13 protein-coding genes are annotated in these 15,987 nt (G+C 62.3%); 4 read left to right on the top strand and 9 right to left on the bottom strand.

Going from position 1 to position 15,987, the window contains the following annotated elements; translation table 11 throughout:
- Positions 1–268: 268 nt before the first annotated feature.
- Positions 269–2,092 carry a serine hydrolase gene (locus AB8A23_RS17270; RefSeq protein ID WP_439058799.1) on the top strand — a complete coding sequence of 608 codons (1,824 nt, stop codon included), beginning with the start codon at positions 269–271 and terminating at the stop codon, positions 2,090–2,092.
- Between the two features lie 217 nt (positions 2,093–2,309).
- Here AB8A23_RS17270 and AB8A23_RS17265 read toward each other — a convergent pair whose 3' ends face one another.
- The 4 genes from AB8A23_RS17265 to AB8A23_RS17250 form a co-directional block, all read right to left on the bottom strand.
- Positions 2,310–3,035: a DnaJ domain-containing protein gene (locus AB8A23_RS17265; protein ID WP_439058801.1), complete on the bottom strand. Its 726-nt coding sequence runs from the start codon at positions 3,033–3,035 to the stop codon at positions 2,310–2,312.
- A gap of 51 nt (positions 3,036–3,086) precedes the next feature.
- Positions 3,087–3,809 carry a VWA domain-containing protein gene (locus AB8A23_RS17260; RefSeq protein ID WP_439058803.1) on the bottom strand — a complete coding sequence of 241 codons (723 nt, stop codon included), beginning with the start codon at positions 3,807–3,809 and terminating at the stop codon, positions 3,087–3,089.
- 70 nt (positions 3,810–3,879) lie between these two features.
- The gene (locus AB8A23_RS17255; RefSeq protein ID WP_439058805.1) at positions 3,880–4,755 is read right to left on the bottom strand and encodes an alpha/beta fold hydrolase; all 876 of its coding nucleotides are present in this window, start codon (positions 4,753–4,755) and stop codon (positions 3,880–3,882) included.
- 396 nt (positions 4,756–5,151) lie between these two features.
- On the bottom strand, positions 5,152–6,075 hold the full coding sequence (locus AB8A23_RS17250; protein ID WP_439058807.1) for a division plane positioning ATPase MipZ: 924 nt from the start codon (positions 6,073–6,075) through the stop codon (positions 5,152–5,154).
- Positions 6,076–6,309: 234 nt separating this feature from the next.
- On the opposite strand from AB8A23_RS17250, the gene panC reads away from it, so the two are divergent.
- Positions 6,310–7,161, top strand: a complete 852-nt coding sequence (gene panC / locus AB8A23_RS17245; protein ID WP_439058808.1) for a pantoate--beta-alanine ligase — start codon at positions 6,310–6,312, stop codon at positions 7,159–7,161.
- 990 nt (positions 7,162–8,151) lie between these two features.
- Here panC and AB8A23_RS17240 read toward each other — a convergent pair.
- The 3 genes from AB8A23_RS17240 to AB8A23_RS17230 form a co-directional block, all read right to left on the bottom strand.
- A complete protein-coding gene (locus tag AB8A23_RS17240; RefSeq protein ID WP_439058809.1) occupies positions 8,152–11,640 on the bottom strand; it encodes an indolepyruvate ferredoxin oxidoreductase family protein in 3,489 nt (1,162 codons plus the stop codon).
- Between the two features lie 300 nt (positions 11,641–11,940).
- Positions 11,941–12,306: a response regulator gene (locus AB8A23_RS17235; protein ID WP_068731403.1), complete on the bottom strand. Its 366-nt coding sequence runs from the start codon at positions 12,304–12,306 to the stop codon at positions 11,941–11,943.
- Between the two features lie 2 nt (positions 12,307–12,308).
- Positions 12,309–13,796 carry an RAD55 family ATPase gene (locus tag AB8A23_RS17230; protein ID WP_184517807.1) on the bottom strand — a complete coding sequence of 496 codons (1,488 nt, stop codon included), beginning with the start codon at positions 13,794–13,796 and terminating at the stop codon, positions 12,309–12,311.
- A gap of 210 nt (positions 13,797–14,006) precedes the next feature.
- Between AB8A23_RS17230 and AB8A23_RS17225 the strand changes: the two genes are divergently transcribed.
- On the top strand, positions 14,007–14,258 hold the full coding sequence (locus AB8A23_RS17225) for a hypothetical protein (protein WP_184517809.1): 252 nt from the start codon (positions 14,007–14,009) through the stop codon (positions 14,256–14,258).
- Here AB8A23_RS17225 and AB8A23_RS17220 read toward each other — a convergent pair.
- Positions 14,255–15,043: a formyltransferase family protein gene (locus AB8A23_RS17220; RefSeq protein WP_439058812.1), complete on the bottom strand. Its 789-nt coding sequence runs from the start codon at positions 15,041–15,043 to the stop codon at positions 14,255–14,257. The two genes, AB8A23_RS17225 and AB8A23_RS17220, sit on opposite strands and share 4 nt — an antisense overlap.
- A gap of 95 nt (positions 15,044–15,138) precedes the next feature.
- On the opposite strand from AB8A23_RS17220, the gene AB8A23_RS17215 reads away from it, so the two are divergent.
- Positions 15,139–15,600: a hypothetical protein gene (locus AB8A23_RS17215; protein ID WP_184517811.1), complete on the top strand. Its 462-nt coding sequence runs from the start codon at positions 15,139–15,141 to the stop codon at positions 15,598–15,600.
- 59 nt (positions 15,601–15,659) lie between these two features.
- On the opposite strand, the gene AB8A23_RS17210 is transcribed toward AB8A23_RS17215, so the two are convergent.
- A complete protein-coding gene (locus tag AB8A23_RS17210) occupies positions 15,660–15,968 on the bottom strand; it encodes an NIPSNAP family protein (RefSeq protein ID WP_184517814.1) in 309 nt (102 codons plus the stop codon).
- Between the last annotated feature and the right edge of the window lie 19 nt (positions 15,969–15,987).

The raw sequence follows: 15,987 nt of genomic DNA, 5'->3' as shown, positions 1-15,987 counted from the left end.
GCGATAAATGCACGGGTGGTTGGCAAGGGTTGCTTAACCTTTTGGAAACTCGCCGGACCTACCCTGATTTCTTGCATTGGTGCGTTGGGGCCCAAAAGCCCAAAAACTGCATGAGTACATACTCTTAGCCAGAATGGCCGCGTATGCTTCTGCCATCCCGCCGAGAGAACCGCTCAGGCTGACGCTTAAAACTGAGACACATCTCCGGTTGTTGGGCATAATTTAGCCTCACGATCCGGGGAATGAGACTGATCTGACGGGGAAGTCCATGCTTCGCACAACGTTTGCTTCGTCGCGCACCTTGCGGGTGTGCGCTCTTGGACTGGCAACTCTCAGCATCGCGGTCATCTTTACGACTGACAGTGCGGATGCCCGCCGGCGACATAAATCGCGAAGCCACGTCGCGCGCGTCTCCAGTTACAATCCCGCTTTCTCCTCGATCATCGTCGATGGCAATTCCGGTGCGGTTCTCTCGTCCAACAATCCCGACGGTTCGAGGCATCCGGCGTCGCTGACCAAGATCATGACGCTGTACATGCTGTTCGAGAAGCTGGAATCCGGCAAGCTCACGCTGGACAGCGAAATGGACGTCTCGCAGCACGCCTCCGTGCAGGCTCCGACCAAACTGGGCCTGCGCCCCGGTCAGACGTTGCGCGTCGAGGACGCGATCAAGGCCTTGGTGACCCGCTCCGCCAACGACGCCGCCGTTGTGATCGCCGAGGCCATTGCCGGCGACGAAGACGATTTCGCCAAGCTGATGACCAAGAAGGCGCGCGCGCTCGGCATGAGCCGCACGGTGTATCGCAATGCCTCCGGCCTCCCTGACGATGCGCAGGTAACCACGGCACGCGACCAGTCGGTGCTCGGCCGCGCCATCCAGGATCGCTTCCCGCGCTACTACCGCTACTTTGCCACCGCCTCTTTCAACTATCGCGGCCGCAACATCCGCAACCACAACCGCCTGATCGGCAGTGTCGAAGGCGTCGACGGCATCAAGACCGGTTACACCCGCGCCTCCGGCTTCAACCTCGTCTCTTCGATGAAGCGCGGCAACCGCCATCTGGTCGGCGTCGTACTCGGCGGCCGCAGCGGCGGCGCCCGTGACGCCGCGATGCGCAACCTGCTCGCCGAGAACCTGGACAAGGGTGCCACCCGCCGCACCGTGGCCGCGATCACCGAGCGCAATCCGTCCGAATCCGCGACCGAGGTCGCCGAAGCCGAGGCCCAGGCGCGTCCGACCGACACCAAACAGGTCAACGGCGCCATTCAGGTGGCTGCTGCAACGCCGGTCGTCGCTGAACCGGTCTCCGAACCGCCGGCTCGTGTCGCTACGCCAGCGGCGCGCCCGTCGGTCTTCGCCGCCGCCACCGCAGCGCTGCCCCCGGCAGCGCCGATGCCACAGCCCCGCAAGCCCGAGCCCGGCCCGCTCAACAGCGGCGTCATCCAGTCCGAGCCCATCTCGACCATTCCAGGCTCGTCAGAGCCGATGAAGCCGGTTCGGGTCCGTACCGTTCAGGTCAAGTCCGGTCAGTACAAGCTGGCCTCCGCCGGCGGCGAGCAACCCGCCCCTCCCGCCGCCACCAATGCCATCACGGCGCGCTCTGAGCCCACCGCCCGCTCGCCCGAGACCACCAATTCGCTCTATGCCCGCTCGGAGATGCCGCGTCAGCCGGCGGGCTTCGGGACCGGCAATGGGCTTCTCGGTGTTCTTCCAGCCTCTGGCGCCGCTCAGAGCGGCACCCAGATGGCCTATGCCGACCCTGCCCCGCGTAACGTGCCAGCCCCTCAGGCTCCCGCTCCGCAGACGGTACAACAGGGCGGCGCCATCAAACCCGCAGCGATCCACACCGGTTGGATCATCCAGGTCGGTGCACTGGAGAGCGAGAGCGAGGCACGCACCCGCCTCGACGCCGCGCGTGAACAGGCCCGTGGCCTGCTCGGCAAGGCCGACCCGTTCACTGAAGCCGTCGTCGGCAAGGGCGACAGGAAACTCTACCGTGCCCGCTTCGCCGGCCTTGACCGCGAAAAAGCCGAAGCTGTCTGCAAGACGCTGAAGCGTTCCGAGATTTCCTGCATCACCATCAAGAACTGATCGACTGATACCGTCGGATACGCAAATGGCCGGGACATTGTCCCGGCCATTTTGCTTTTGGTCACCATAAATCCCCGTGGTGACAACTTCTCGTCAAGACTTAGCCAGTACAAAATACAGACGGGGATTGATCGACCATGCCGGACAACGGCGGGCGATGGGGCGTTCTCAGAGAAACGGAAGCTGCTCGCAGTTGTAGCGTAAAAGCGTGCTGGAGTTAGCTGCGATGCGTGCGAAGCAGAGTGTCCTTGGCCTCGTTGACTCGGGCCGCCAGGTACGTCGAGCCCCCCTGGTCGGGATGCAGTTTCTTCATGAGGGATCGGTGCGCGCGGCTGATCTCGTCGCGGGTCGCACCCGGCTTCACGCCAAGGATCTGATAAGCCTCCTCTTCCGTCATTTTACTGCTCGACGCCGGGCGGTCGTGCCGCCCTGCCGTATCGCCCTGCGCGTTCTGACGCCAGGCGGGAAACCGGCGGTCAAGATAACTTTCAAGTAGCGCCACGCTCTCCGCGTCGAAGCCGGCCATCATCGCCGCCAGTTGCGGCAGGTCGAATGCATCGAGCGACTGCCCGGCATAGGGGCCGGCGACGATCCGTCCGCTGAGCTGGCCGCTGTCATGATCGAGGGTCATGTCGAGAAACGCCGAGCGGACCTGTGAGGTCTGGCCGGACGATTTGGTCCCGCCCCCAAACATGCCGCCGATACTGCTGAAGCCCGCGGTGCCGAACGGCGCCCAGCCCAAGAGGCCCGCCCCGAAGATTCCGAGCGGGATCGCCACCGCCAGTTCGCCCTTGATCCCGGTGAAGGCCGCTACGGCCAGCGCCAGCACACCGCCGGCCAGCTTGATGCCGCGCGCCAGCAGCGCCGGGTTGGCCGAGCGGAACATCTGCAGCAGCATGTAGAGCACGAAGACGGCGAGCGCGCCGGCGATCAAAGTAGGCATGAGGGATAGATAGTCGGTTGCCGCGATCCGCGAAACGGTTTTGCGGACCGTTTATCGCATCTGGCCGAGCAGCTTTGCCGCATCCGGCGCCGACGACGCCAGCCGCGTCAGCGCCTCACGTCCGCCAGCGGCATAGGCGGCTACCGCACGCAGCAGTTCGCGGAGCTGCGCAGCGGCTCCCGGATCGAACCGGCACCAGGCGCCACCGGTCAGCCGGGCAATCTCGCGAAACGCCTGTTCGGCCGCGGGGTCTTGCCCTTCCTGGAACATGAAGACCGGTACTTTCAGCAGGCCGAGCTCGCCGGCTCGTGCACAGAGCTCGTCAACGGACTCCTCCATGGCGTCGCCCACGAACACCAATGCACGCACGCCTGAGGCCACCGCCTCGCGCCGTGTCTCCGACAGCACCTTGCCGATCTGGGTCTGACCGCCCTGGCAAGCGATCTTACCCATCAGCCGCGCCAGTTGCGCGGTGTCCGAAATCCAGCCGGTCGCGCGGCACTCGCTGAGACCACGGAAATAGACGAGACGGATATCGAGACTGCCGATCGATGCGGCTTCGCGAAACATATCGGCCTGCAGCGTGCAGGCCATATCCCAGGTCGGCTGCCGGCTCATGGTGGCATCGAGTGCAAACACCAGCCGCCCGCGCCCGCCCGCTGCATGCGGCGCCATGGCTTTCGCCTTCGCTACAAATGCTGCGATGTCGGCCGATGCCGACGGCTGCGCCAGCGCATCGGTTTTCGATTTGGGGATCGTGGGATCGCTGGCCATGACAACTCGCGTTTGGTGCAAGCTTCATGTGGCGAGCATAGGCCGCGCGGTCAACCGCGCAGCGCAGAACTCAGTTCACGCTCGGCGTATACTGCGCGACCTTGTTCGGGTCAGTCGCACTGCTCTGCTGCGCAGGCTGCTCGATGATCTTTGGCTTGCCGGTGACCGGCGACAGCTTGCTGTCGTCGTCTAGGAACTTGTCGAGCAGCCCCTGAATTTTGGTCTTCAGGGTTTCCGGACCGCGATCGCTCATGTCGGTGTGCTGCGCGCCGGTGTTGACGACCGTGATACCGGCCTTCTCGCAGATCTCGTCATCCGGCACGACACCGGGATCCGGCTTGAACACCGTATCGTGCGAACGGAACGACAGGATCTTGAATTTGCCATCGGTCATGAACGGCACGCGCAGGTTATCCAGCGTCACGACCTTCTTGACGTCATCAGGGAATTCCTTGGCGTAGAACATCGAGATGTCGCCGCCGTTGGAATGACCGACCAGCGTCAGATGATCGTAGTCGGAGTTCGGCTGAATCTTCTTCAGCTCCTTCACCGCATATTTGATGTTCTGAACGCCGCGCTCATAGACCGGCAGACGGCCGACATAGAGCTCGCCGACCTTGGTCACGAGCGGATCGTCGGTATCGAGATCGTGCTGGATGCTGACGGCCATATAGCCGCGCGCCGCAAACACGTTTGCCAGGAACGAGTATTCGGTGAACTTGACGGTGTTACCGTGATTGAGAACCGCAACAGGCAGAGTGATCATGCCGGCATTGGCCTGCATTTCCTTGTCGCGGCGAACGGCGATGTCGACCTGCACAGGACGATTACGCGACGCGTCGAAGAACGTCAGCGTCTCATGCCGAATAGCCCACTTCGACGCGGTGAAGTACGCGGCGGTGGTCAGCACGCAAACCGAAAGCAGAATGAGAAGTCCGCGTTTCATGTTCGTCCCTGATCGGCCAGCTAGAGATAGGTCTCAGCCGGCTACAGCACTTATGGGCCGGAATGGCCTCAAGCGGCTGCTTCAACAGCATATATGTCACAGCCCGGTGACAGAAAGGCTAAATATTGTGAATTCCGAGCCATGTTATTGTGCGCCGCACCCGTTTCTTGTGCAGTTGCTAAAGAAAGCCATGGTCGAATTGAGCGATTTTGAACAAGTTTCGCAAGGGATCGGAATTTCAAAAACGTCCTGTTTTCAACGACAAATCAACTGTCGAACGGGTGACTCGTTCCCCGGTAAAAGAAAATGATACCTGTGGTATCAGCGTGAAGTTGAGTGCGGGATCGTTCATAGCCTGCCGAACGGGCAGCGCTGGCTTTGCACCGTGAACGCGACTCAGTTGCCAAGGATGTCGTGAACGTCGAGCGGCTTGTCGACCTGGGCAAACCACTCGGCGCGGTTGGCGGCGCGGCGACGGCCACGCTCATCGAGCGGCAGCTTCAACTTGCGCAGCAGTTCGATGACTTCCTCGCGCGCCGTGACATGGCCCATGCTCGGGCGTCGCCCGAGCGTGGCTTCGTTGAGATCGTCGAGCGCCGTCAGGCCACGCGGGAAGAACTCACGATACATCACGCGCTCGGCGAGACCGTCGATCGCGCGGAAACCGAGCTGCAGCGAGAGTTGATCGAGGACGCCGGCGACCAGCATCTTGTTGCGCGAGCCGAGCACCGAGAGCCGGTTGCGCACCACGATCCAGTCGGTGGTGGAGCCATCGTGCTGGCGGCGCTCGCGCCGCGCCTCACGCGCCATCTTCGAATAGTGGCTCTCGCCGGTCACCTTGTAGCTTGTAGCATCGACGGCGCCGAGCACGTCGAAATCGAGAAAGCTGTCATTGATCGGCGTCACCAGCGTATCGGCCATCGAATGCGCCAACCGCATCAGATAGGTATCGCTGCCAGGCGTGTCGATGACGATGAAATGGTGGGTACGTTCCACCGCGCTCACCGCGGTCATGAACTGATCGAGTTCGAAGGCTTCGTTGTCGGCGATCTGCATCGTCTCGCCGAGCTTGACGCAGCTATGGGTCGGCACTTCCAGCGCAAGTCCGGCGCTCTGCGCCCAGGCTGCGCGGTTGGCGATATAGCGCGTGAAGCTCTGCTGGCGACTGTCGAGATCGATGGTGGCGACGCGCTGACCGGCTTTCAATAGCGCCACAGCAATATGAAGCGCGGTGGTCGATTTGCCCGACCCGCCCTTCTCATTGCCGAGCACGATCACATGCGCCGTGCCGGACTGCCCCTGGGTAGTTTGCATCAACATCGCGCGATCCTTCGATCATCTTCAAATCGCGAGGCGTGGCAAGGGTCAAGCTAAATACAGGGGCATCCTGCTCTGCGGGCGATCAGCCGCGCTTAATCATGAATCCCGGCGGCCGGTTGCGGCATCAGGACACCCGGCAGCCTGGTATCGTGAGGCTTGGGTGATCCCGCGAGCTTTGATAAGCAGGGCGCGCACGCCCTCACCCGCCGCAGCCAACAACAAGAACGAGCCGCAATGCCCCGCACCCCGATCGTCGCCCGCACCCTGCCCGCCCTCCGCAAGGCGCTCGAAGGTCTCCGGGCACGCAAGGCGACCATCGGCCTGGTGCCGACCATGGGAGCGCTGCATGACGGCCACGTCTCCCTGGTGCGCCTCGCCCAGCGCCGCACCAGCAAGGTCGTGGTGTCGATTTTCGTCAATCCAACGCAGTTCGCGCCGACCGAGGACTTTGGCTCCTATCCGCGGACCTGGAAGAGCGACGTCGCCAAACTCACCGAAGCCGGCGTCGACCTGATCTGGAATCCCGACGCCAAGGTGATGTATCCGGAAGGCTTCGCAACGAAGATCACGACCGGAGGCCCGGCCACCGCCGACCTCGAGGATCGCTTCCGCCCGCATTTCTTCGGCGGCGTCGCGACAGTCGTCGGCAAGCTGTTCACGCAGGTGCGGCCGGACATGGCATTCTTCGGCGAGAAGGACTACCAGCAACTCAAGGTCGTGACGCGCATGGCGCGGGACCTCGATCTCGGCGTCAAGGTGACCGGCGCAACCACGGTGCGCGAGCGCGACGGTCTCGCGATGTCGTCGCGCAACGTCTATCTCTCGCCGGACGACCGCGCCACGGCGCCGGTGCTGTATCGCGCGATGAAAGAAACCGCCAAGCGCCTGAAGGCGGGCGATAATTTCGAGACCGCCATGGCGGGCGGCGCCGCGACGATCACGGCGGCAGGCTTCGCACTCGACTACTTCGAGGCGCGCCATGCGGAGTCACTGGCGCCGGTCACCTCGATGAAGGACGGCCCGGTGCGACTGCTGGTGGCTGCGAGGATCGGCAAGACGCGCTTGATCGACAATATCGGGGTGTGAGGCTTTCGTCCTGACTCGTCATTCCGGGGCTCGGCCGGCACTTGCCGGACGCGAACCCGGAATCCCAGAGTGTTTTGCGCTGTCTGGAGATTCCCATGCTGGGATTCCGGGTTCGGTCCCGTCGCCTCCGGCGCCGGTCCCGCTCCGGAATGACAGTGTGGGGCGGCAAGACAGCGCCTAAACATTTTTTCCTATCTTTCGTTGACAACACCCTCATCAGGTTTATATTCCCCTCTGTCCTGCCCCACCGAGAGGGGCGATCGCGATCGTCACGTTCGCGGGGTGGGATGCGGTGGACGTCGGAGATGCGGCGTTACGCGGTTCATGGGGGAACGTCTGTCTTCGGGCAGGACGGAGCTGCGCCAGCACTGCCACTGGCAAGGAGACGGCCGACCTTGGGATGGACAGACCCCTGGGCAGTGTGACGGACGACCAAGTCAAAACGCGTTCGGCTTACTCGCTTGAGGCTCCCTTCCCATCGCCTTGGGACTTTAATTCGCGATCGGAGCGTTCGTCGAGGCAAAGTGCAAGCAACCGAAAAAACACCGCAGGCGGAACGTCGGGCACTTGCTCGGCGCCTCCGAAAGTCCTGATGCACTCTCAATTGCGGAAGACCGCATCGCATCAGGCCCAAGGGTGCAACGGGCACCCGGCGTTCCGCACGCCCTCTCACAGGGGGCGGGAATGCAAGCGACGACGGCGCCCCCGCGCCGTAAATAATGGGGGCGATGACGCATGTCTGAAGAGCAGCGCTGTTTGACAGTTGAAGACGCTGAGACGCGCAGGCTGTGGCGTGATCCCTCCCTCAAGCAGCGAAGCTGCGCAGTGGGGTCTGGCGGACGAATTCGTCCGCCATGGTCGGCCGAGCGAAGCGGAGGCCGGGGTGGGGTCTCTCCACGAACTCCGAGCTTGAGGAGGCACCCCCACCCGACCGGCCAAGAGGCCGGCCTCCCTCCCCACGCAAGCGCGGGGGAGGGAAAAGCAAGAGCCCTACTCCGCTGCGATCTGGCGCGGCGCCGGCGGCGGATTGGCGAGGTCCTTGGCGAGTTCGGCGTAACGCACCTTCGCGGCCTGCACCGAGGCTTCCTTCACCGGGCCGTAGCCACGAATGCTGTCCGGCAACGAGAGGAGCTGCACGGCCGTATCCACCGTGAGCGGCGACAGCAGGTTCAACACTGTGGCCACGTCCTTCTCGTAACCCGCGATCAGATCGCGCTCCAGTCTGCGGTCGGCGCTGTAGCCGAACACATCCAACGGCGTGCCGCGCAAGGTGCGCAGCTTCGCCAGAATGCGAAACAGCGGCAGCATCCAGGCGCCGAAGGCGCGCTTCTTCGGGCGCCCCGATGCATCGGTACCCGGCAACATCGGCGGCGCGAGATTGAAGCTGATCTTGACGTCGCCCTCGAACTGATCGCGCAACTGCTTCTCGAACCTGCCGTCGGTATAGAGCCGCGCGACCTCGTATTCGTCCTTGTAGGCGAGCAGCTTGGCATAGTTGATCGCCACCGCGCGCGGCAGTTCATCGTCATAGCCGCCGCGCATGGCGGCTTCGCGCACCAGATCGACCATCGCCTGGTAGCGCTCGGCGAGCTTGGCACTCTGATAGTCGGTGAGCAGTCCGCTGCGATGGGCGACGATCTCGTCGAGGCTCATCTCATCCAGCGTCTTTGGCGCGATGGTCTCATCGGCGCCCTTGAGCATATTGGCGAGCCGTGCCGGATCGGCGGCGGCAAGACGGCCAAGCTGGAACGCCAGCATGTTCATCTTGATCGAGACGCCATTGAGCTCGATGGCCTGTTCGATGGACGCTGCCTGCAGCGGCAGCAGCCCCTGCTGATAGGCAAAGCCCATCATCATCATGTTGGTGGCGATGGAATCGCCAAGCAGCGCTTCGGCCGCCTTGGTGAAATCGAGGAATGTCGATTCCTTGCGCAGCGACATTTCCAGCACGTTGTTGACCTTGCGGGACTGGAAATTGAAATCGCGGTTGCGCACGAAATCCGCGATCGGAATGAGATGGGTGTTGACGATGCCAGTGGTGCGCGAGCTCTCGCAGAGCGAGATCGTATCCTTGGCAATGGCCACCACTTCATCGGCCGCGATCAGGACATCCGCTGTGCCGGTGACGATGCGCGAGCAGGTGACGTCGCCGGTGTCGTTGGCGAGACGCACATGGCTGAGCACCGCGCCACCCTTCTGCGCGAGCCCCGACATGTCGAGAATCATCGAGGCCTTGCCCTCGATATGCGCGGCCATGCCGAGCAGCGCACCGATGGTCAGCACGCCGGTGCCACCGACGCCACCGACGGCGACATTATAGGGCTTGTCGAGCGCTGGCCGCGTGGCCGGCTCCGGCAATATACCGATGGTGCCGAGTTCGACGGGCGCCTTGCGCTTCAGCTTGCCGCCATCGACCGTGACGAAGGACGGGCAAAAGCCCTTGAGGCACGAATAGTCCTTGTTGCAGGACGACTGATTGATGGTGCGCTTGCGACCTAGTGCGGTCTCCAGCGGCTCCACCGAAATGCAGTTCGACTGCACCGAGCAATCGCCGCAGCCTTCGCAGACTGCCGGGTTGATGAGCACGCGGCGCTGCGGGTCTTCCAGAATGCCCTTCTTGCGACGGCGACGCTTCTCGGCAGCGCAGGTCTGCACGAACACGATGGCCGAGCAGCCCGGCACGTCGCGTAGCGTCTTCATCACGTTGTCGAGTTCGTCGCGATGCGCCAGCTTCACGCCCGGCGCAATGGTGTTGGCGGGATAGGCATCGGGATTCTCGGACACGAGATAGATCTCGCGGATGCCCTCGCTGTGGAGCTGGAACGTGATCTTCTGCGGCGACAGGTCACCGTCATGGTGCTGACCACCGGTCATCGCCACGGCATCGTTGTAGAGGATCTTGTAGGTGATGTTGGCCTTGGAGGCGATCGACTGACGGATCGCCAGAGAGCCGGAATGGAAGTAAGTGCCGTCGCCGAGATTGGCGAAGATGTGCTTCTCCTTGGTGAACGGCGCAATGCCCGTCCATGGCACGCCCTCACCGCCCATATGGGTGAAGGTCTCGGTGGAGCGATCCATCCACAGCGACATGAAGTGGCAGCCAATGCCGGCCAGCGCGCGCGAGCCCTCCGGAACCTTGGTCGAGGTATTGTGCGGACAGCCCGAACAGAAATACGGCGTGCGCGTGATCGGCACGACGTTCTGGACCTGCGAGGCCTCGCGTCCGTGAAACCAGTCGGCCTTGGCGCGCAGCAGTGCTGCGATCTCCGGATCGATCTCCATCGCCAGCAGGCGATCCACCAGCGAGGTCGCAACCTTGGCGACGCTCAGCTCTTCGGCGAATGGCAGGAAGCGATGATCGTGGGAATCCATCTTGCCGACGATGCGTGGCCGGACATCGTCGCGCCAGTTGAACAGCTCCTGCTTGACCTGGTTCTCGACAATCTCGCGGCGCTCCTCGACGATGAAGATCTCTTCGAGGCCCACGGCAAACTTGCGCACGCCTTCCGGCTCCAGCGGCCACGGCATGCCGATCTTGTACAACCGAAGACCAATCTTGGCGACGACCTTTTCGGTAATACCCAGCTCACGCAATGCCTGGCGCACGTCCTCATAGCTCTTGCCGGAGGCCATGATACCGAAGCGCGCGTTCGGCGAGTCCATGGTGACACGGTTGATGTTGTTGGCGCGGGCAAAGGCGATGGCAGCAAAGCCCTTGTAGTTCTGCAAGCGGCGATCCTGCACATAGCGGTCGTCCGGCCAGCGCAGGTTCAGACCATCCGGCGGTAGTTCGAAATCGGTGGGAATATTGAACGGCGTCATCTCGTCATTGAGGTTGATCTCCGCCGTGGTCTCCACGGTTTCGGTGATCACCTTCATGCCAACCCAGCAGCCGGAATAGCGCGACATCGCGATACCGAGCAGACCCATCTCGATCATCTCGTGGATCGACGACGGGTAGAGATAGGGCATCAGCGCCGAGATGAAGGCATGGTCGGACTGATGCGGAACGGTCGAGGACTTGGCGCCGTGGTCGTCGCCGGCGAGACAGAGGACGCCACCGAATTTCGCGGAGCCGGCGGCATTGCCGTGGCGGAAGACGTCGCCGCAGCGATCGACGCCGGGGCCCTTGCCGTACCAGATGCCGACCACGCCATCATATTCGGCGCCGGGCGAGAGATTGAGTTGCTGGGTGCCCCAGATCGCGGTGGCTGCGAGATCTTCGTTGACGCCGGGCTGGAATTTGACGCCGTACTGATCGAGATGTTTCCGCGCGGCCACGAGCTGCTGGTCGTAGCCGCCGAGCGGCGAGCCGCGATAGCCGGTCACAAAGGCTGCGGTGTTCAGACCCGCCGCGCGGTCCCTGCGGACCTGCGCCATCGGCAGTCGCACCAGCGCCTGAATGCCGGTCAGGAAGATGTGGCCGGAGCCCTGGGTGTATTTCTGATCGAGACTGATCGCGCCTTGATTAATTCCCATTCCCACCCTCGTCACTGCGGCCTCTGAGCTGTCGCCCGGGGCTATCGCCCCGGACTGCGTCGTCCGGCCTGCTCGCGCCTATTATCTGGGGTCGTTCGACTCCCTTAGAAACAGTCTATGTTGGATTTTGAACGGGACGCACCACAATTCTGGGCAATGGAGCCCCGCGTCCAAAGAACGCAATTTCGTGATGAATGCGGCCGGTAGACTTGTCACGTTGTGTCGCCGCAAAGGCCTTTGGCGCAAGGACGTAACGGCTTCACGCTGCAGTGCGATGCAGCACAAACTGCCCAAGGAGGCTCAGGCCTCGCCCGGGAATATCTCACTGATGATCTTCATCAGATCGGCCTCGCGAAACGGCTTGCGCAGATAGGCGCGAAAACGCCCTGCCCGGTCGCGCACGACGTGCTCCAGCAACGAGGTCATGACGACCACCGGAATTCCGCTCAGCCGCTCGTCCTGCCCCATCGCTGCGATCAGGCCGGCGCCGTCGAGGAACGGCATCATGAAATCGGTTAGCACGAGATCAGGCGTGTCCCGATGCAGAATGTCGAGCGCCTCACGGCCGTTGCCGGCTACGAGGACATTGAAGGCATATTCGCTCAACAGGACTTCGAGCCAGTCGGCGATCGCCCATTCGTCCTCGACAATCAGGACAGTTCGCACCGCTATTCTCCAGTCAACTTAAGATCCGTCGATGGAGTTGGTGCAGGTCCCTGACTAGAAATGTCCCTGAGGATGCGCTCCGCACTCTGGAAATCGGCATCAAGAACGATGCCGCCGTCGAGAATTTCAAAGCGGCGCATGCGCATATCGGTCCGGCGGTCACGCGATTTCAGAATGGTCATCAGACGATGGTTTTCCGAGCGCAAGGCTGCGAGATGCAGCGCGATGATGTTCTCGGCAACCGCCGAGAGACCCGTCTGGTTGACGCCCTTGAGCGGCTGCCCGGGTGTCATGCCAGCGTGGTCCGTTTCTGCGGTTGCCAGCGTGGTAACACCGAGTGCGCGCAACTCGTTGCACAGCGCCGACAAAAAAGAGCCGATGCGCTCCTTTTCGTCGGTGAGCTTCGAGAAGCCTTCGATGCCATCGATCACCAGACGGCGCACGCCGTTCTGCCTGATGGTCGAGAGCAGCTCGGTTGCGACCTCGTCGAGCACCGCTTCTGTCTGCGGACGCCACATCAGCGTGACTTTGTCGCCCCGCGATTTGAGCGGCAGCTTGAGGCTGTCGGCCTTGATCCGCAGCGCCATCGGATTCTCGTGAAACCCGAACAGCATCGCCGGTTCATTGGCGGGACCGCCGGTCAGGAACTGAAGACCGGCCGTGGTTTTGCCCGAGCCCGATGGTCCGAGCACCACCGTCACCGAATGCGTATCGACGCCGCCGCCGAGCATCTTGTCGACGCCGCCAATGCCGACCGACACCATCGGACCGTCGGCGCTGTCCCAGACGCTGGGCGTCTCCAGCAGCGCCTCGATACGCGGATAGATGGCGTGCCCATTCTCGGTGATGCGATAGGAGTGCTTGCCGCCCATGAACCAGGTGCCACGCAGCTTGTGGACCTGAAGCGACCGCTCGGCGCGGCGGCCATGCAGTGCCGACTGCAGCTCGATGAGACCGTCCACCATCGTATGCTCAGGCGGATGCGCATCGGCGTCGAAGGCGCTGGTGAGCAGGAACATGGTGCAGTTGCTGAAGGCAGCCTGGGTCTGCAATTCGTGGATGAATTTTTTCAGCTCGAGTTCGGAACGCGCCTTTTCGTGCACGGTGATGAGACCATCGAGCACGAGGATGCTGGCCTTGCGGGTGCGGACCTCGCGGCGGACCACGTCCAGCAGTCCGCGCAGCCCGTCGTCTTCTAGCGTCTTGAAGGCGCCGACATAGGACATGCGGTCGGGAATTGCTGCTTCATCGAAGAAGGTCATCCGCCGCATGTGTCCGATCATGCGGGCGTGGCTCTCGGCAAGCAGCGTGATGTAAAGCGCGTTCCGCCCCTGCGCGGCCTGCGCGAAACAGATCTGGTTGCCCAGAATCGTCTTTCCGGCGCCCGGGGCGCCCTGAATGATGTAGATGCCGCCGTCGAAAACGCCCCCGCCCAGGATCGCATCGAGACCCGGTACGCCGGTTGCAAACCGGCCGTTATCGCCACTCATTCCGAAACTGCCCCTAACGTGTCACCTATACCGGTGAGATGTTGAAACGTGTCGGGGAGCGATGGGTTCCAAAGCTTTTTCAGAAATATTTCGAAACGCTGCCTCTCAGCAAGGCAGCATCCCGCTAATAGCACCCCCGAAACGGAACATCGGCCTTTACGGGCCATTTCTGTCCGGTCACCCTGACAACATCAGGCATGGAGGACGGAAATGGATCAGAAGCTGAATACCTGGACGTCGCAGCCTGAACTCGCCGGCAGCGATATGGCGTCGACGAATGACGGTTCTTATCATCCGGATTGCGGCGAAGAGCACGATCACAAGCCGACCAAGGCCATCATCGGCGTGGGGCTACTCGTGGTGCTGAGTTTCCTGCTCTATGAATTCAACGGCAAAGTGTCCAAGACACACACGTCAGCAACCCCGCCCGCGCAGCACCAGAGCTTCGCGGCTAACCGCTAGGCTTCGGCAGCTTCGTCCGCAATAGCGCTTTCAGTCTCGGGCACGACGACCCGAAACTGGAACCCATGCAGACCGATGGTCGGCACGATGCCGAAATGGTCGGTGCCGAAGACTTTGACCCGATGCTGCAGTTCGTCTTTCTCGATGCTTACCGGGATATCGCAGATCTGCTCATAAGCCTTACGCGTGTGATGCGTGCTGCCCCAGCGCAGCGCCCGCTCGATCAGCGGCTCCGGCTGTGTGGCCAAGACGCGCGCCATCCGCCAGAAAGTCTGCACCAGCTTCGTATAGGCAATCTCTTCCAGACCCGCGACACTGATGTCCGCCGGAATTGGGAACGCCTCGACATCCACGATCGGTCCGGCATCGACACGTGCAATCATGCGATGGACCGTGCAGCCGAAGTCGGTCGCATGATCGTAGAGCGCAAAATGTGCCAGGGCCCAGCCGGGATATTGCGGCGGACCGGGATGGAAATTGTAGGCGCCAAAGCCAAGCTGATCGAGCACCGCGCCGGGGACTATCACGCCAGTGGTGAACGAAATCATCCGCGCCCGGCCTAGCCAATCGGGCTCGATCGCCGCCAGATCTTCAGCTGTGAAAACAGGAAGGACCGTCAGGGCCGGATTGTGACCACGGAGCAAGGTTGTAAAGACCGAGTGCTCAGCAGGACCCGTCAGGAGGATAATCGTATCGAACATTCGGGCCGCCACGCGCTTCTGCGAATCAATAATCGCCTCAGCGTCGCAGCCAGGCCTTAACATCTGATGAGCAGACCCGATCACGCTGCATTGCCACATAGGATGAGGCTCTGGAATGGCACAATCTCTGGAACATGCACCTCATCTGACGATTGTCTTGCCGCACAGGAGGACACGACATGGCGAACATTCCCAATCCCAATGATCCGTATCGTCCAAATCCCGCTGATGACATCCGCAATCCTGCGCGGCTCGACAATGAGCTGCAGGCCGATCCTGAACTCGCGGAAGGGCCAGCGAGCGGCAGCCGCATGGCTATTTATGCACTTGGCATTGTTGTCTTGCTCGGCGCCGTATTCTACGGCCTGAACAATACATCGATGAATCCGGGCGACGCGACGAAGACCGCATCCCAATCCGCCCCGGCGACGCAGGACAGCACGCCAAAGGCGCCAGCGCCAACCAACAATATCGCGGATTCCTATTCGAAGCCGCCAGTGGCTCCCGGCGTACGCGACGTGACGCCAACCAACAATCAGCCCGGCGTCACCACCGGTGCGGCACCTGCGAGACCGCAGGCCCCGCAATCGGCTCCGACCGGCACCGAGATCGACAGCTCGAAGGGCGGCGCGCCGAAGTAACGGCGCGACGGGCAGACAAAGCTGCGGATAGCTATGCCCGCGGCTTTGTCGCGCGTGGACTATGCGGTCACCTGGCGCAGGAATGTGCGTTCCTCAGCGAGGATAAACTGGTGCTCCTCGGCCGAAGCAAAATTCGCAACGCCGTCCGCGTCGCTCCGCAGTCTGGCGCGATACGCCTCATAGGCCGCGAGACTCGGAAACGAGATCAGGCCGAATGCGATGTTGTTCGTTCCTTCATGGGGCATCCAATAGCCCTGCAGATCACCACCGCATTTGGGAATAATCGTCAGCCAGCGCTTGGCATAGGCCTCGAACAATGTGCGTTTGAACGGATCGATCTGATAGCGAATGAAGACAGTGATCGTCATGGCGGCTCCCTCTGCAGAT

It is taken from the genome of Tardiphaga sp. 619_E2_N8_4, assembly GCF_051810905.1.
Lineage (GTDB): Bacteria > Pseudomonadota > Alphaproteobacteria > Rhizobiales > Xanthobacteraceae > Tardiphaga > Tardiphaga robiniae.
The sequence above is the reverse complement of the archived record's forward strand: the minus strand, read 5'-3'. Positions and strand labels throughout refer to the sequence as shown.

What these genes read in the sequence shown, in the direction of transcription:
- AB8A23_RS17215 (WP_184517811.1), top strand. Translation starts at nt 15,139, where the DNA reads ATGGCGAACATTCCCAATCCCAATGATCCGTATCGTCCAAATCCCGCT.
- AB8A23_RS17265 (WP_439058801.1), bottom strand. Translation starts at nt 3,035, where the DNA reads ATGCCTACTTTGATCGCCGGCGCGCTCGCCGTCTTCGTGCTCTACATG.
- AB8A23_RS17230 (WP_184517807.1), bottom strand. Translation starts at nt 13,796, where the DNA reads ATGAGTGGCGATAACGGCCGGTTTGCAACCGGCGTACCGGGTCTCGAT.
- AB8A23_RS17240 (WP_439058809.1), bottom strand. Translation starts at nt 11,640, where the DNA reads ATGGGAATTAATCAAGGCGCGATCAGTCTCGATCAGAAATACACCCAG.
- AB8A23_RS17270 (WP_439058799.1), top strand. Translation starts at nt 269, where the DNA reads ATGCTTCGCACAACGTTTGCTTCGTCGCGCACCTTGCGGGTGTGCGCT.
- AB8A23_RS17260 (WP_439058803.1), bottom strand. Translation starts at nt 3,809, where the DNA reads ATGGCCAGCGATCCCACGATCCCCAAATCGAAAACCGATGCGCTGGCG.
- AB8A23_RS17225 (WP_184517809.1), top strand. Translation starts at nt 14,007, where the DNA reads ATGGATCAGAAGCTGAATACCTGGACGTCGCAGCCTGAACTCGCCGGC.
- AB8A23_RS17250 (WP_439058807.1), bottom strand. Translation starts at nt 6,075, where the DNA reads ATGTTGATGCAAACTACCCAGGGGCAGTCCGGCACGGCGCATGTGATC.
- AB8A23_RS17210 (WP_184517814.1), bottom strand. Translation starts at nt 15,968, where the DNA reads ATGACGATCACTGTCTTCATTCGCTATCAGATCGATCCGTTCAAACGC.
- panC (WP_439058808.1), top strand. Translation starts at nt 6,310, where the DNA reads ATGCCCCGCACCCCGATCGTCGCCCGCACCCTGCCCGCCCTCCGCAAG.
- AB8A23_RS17255 (WP_439058805.1), bottom strand. Translation starts at nt 4,755, where the DNA reads ATGAAACGCGGACTTCTCATTCTGCTTTCGGTTTGCGTGCTGACCACC.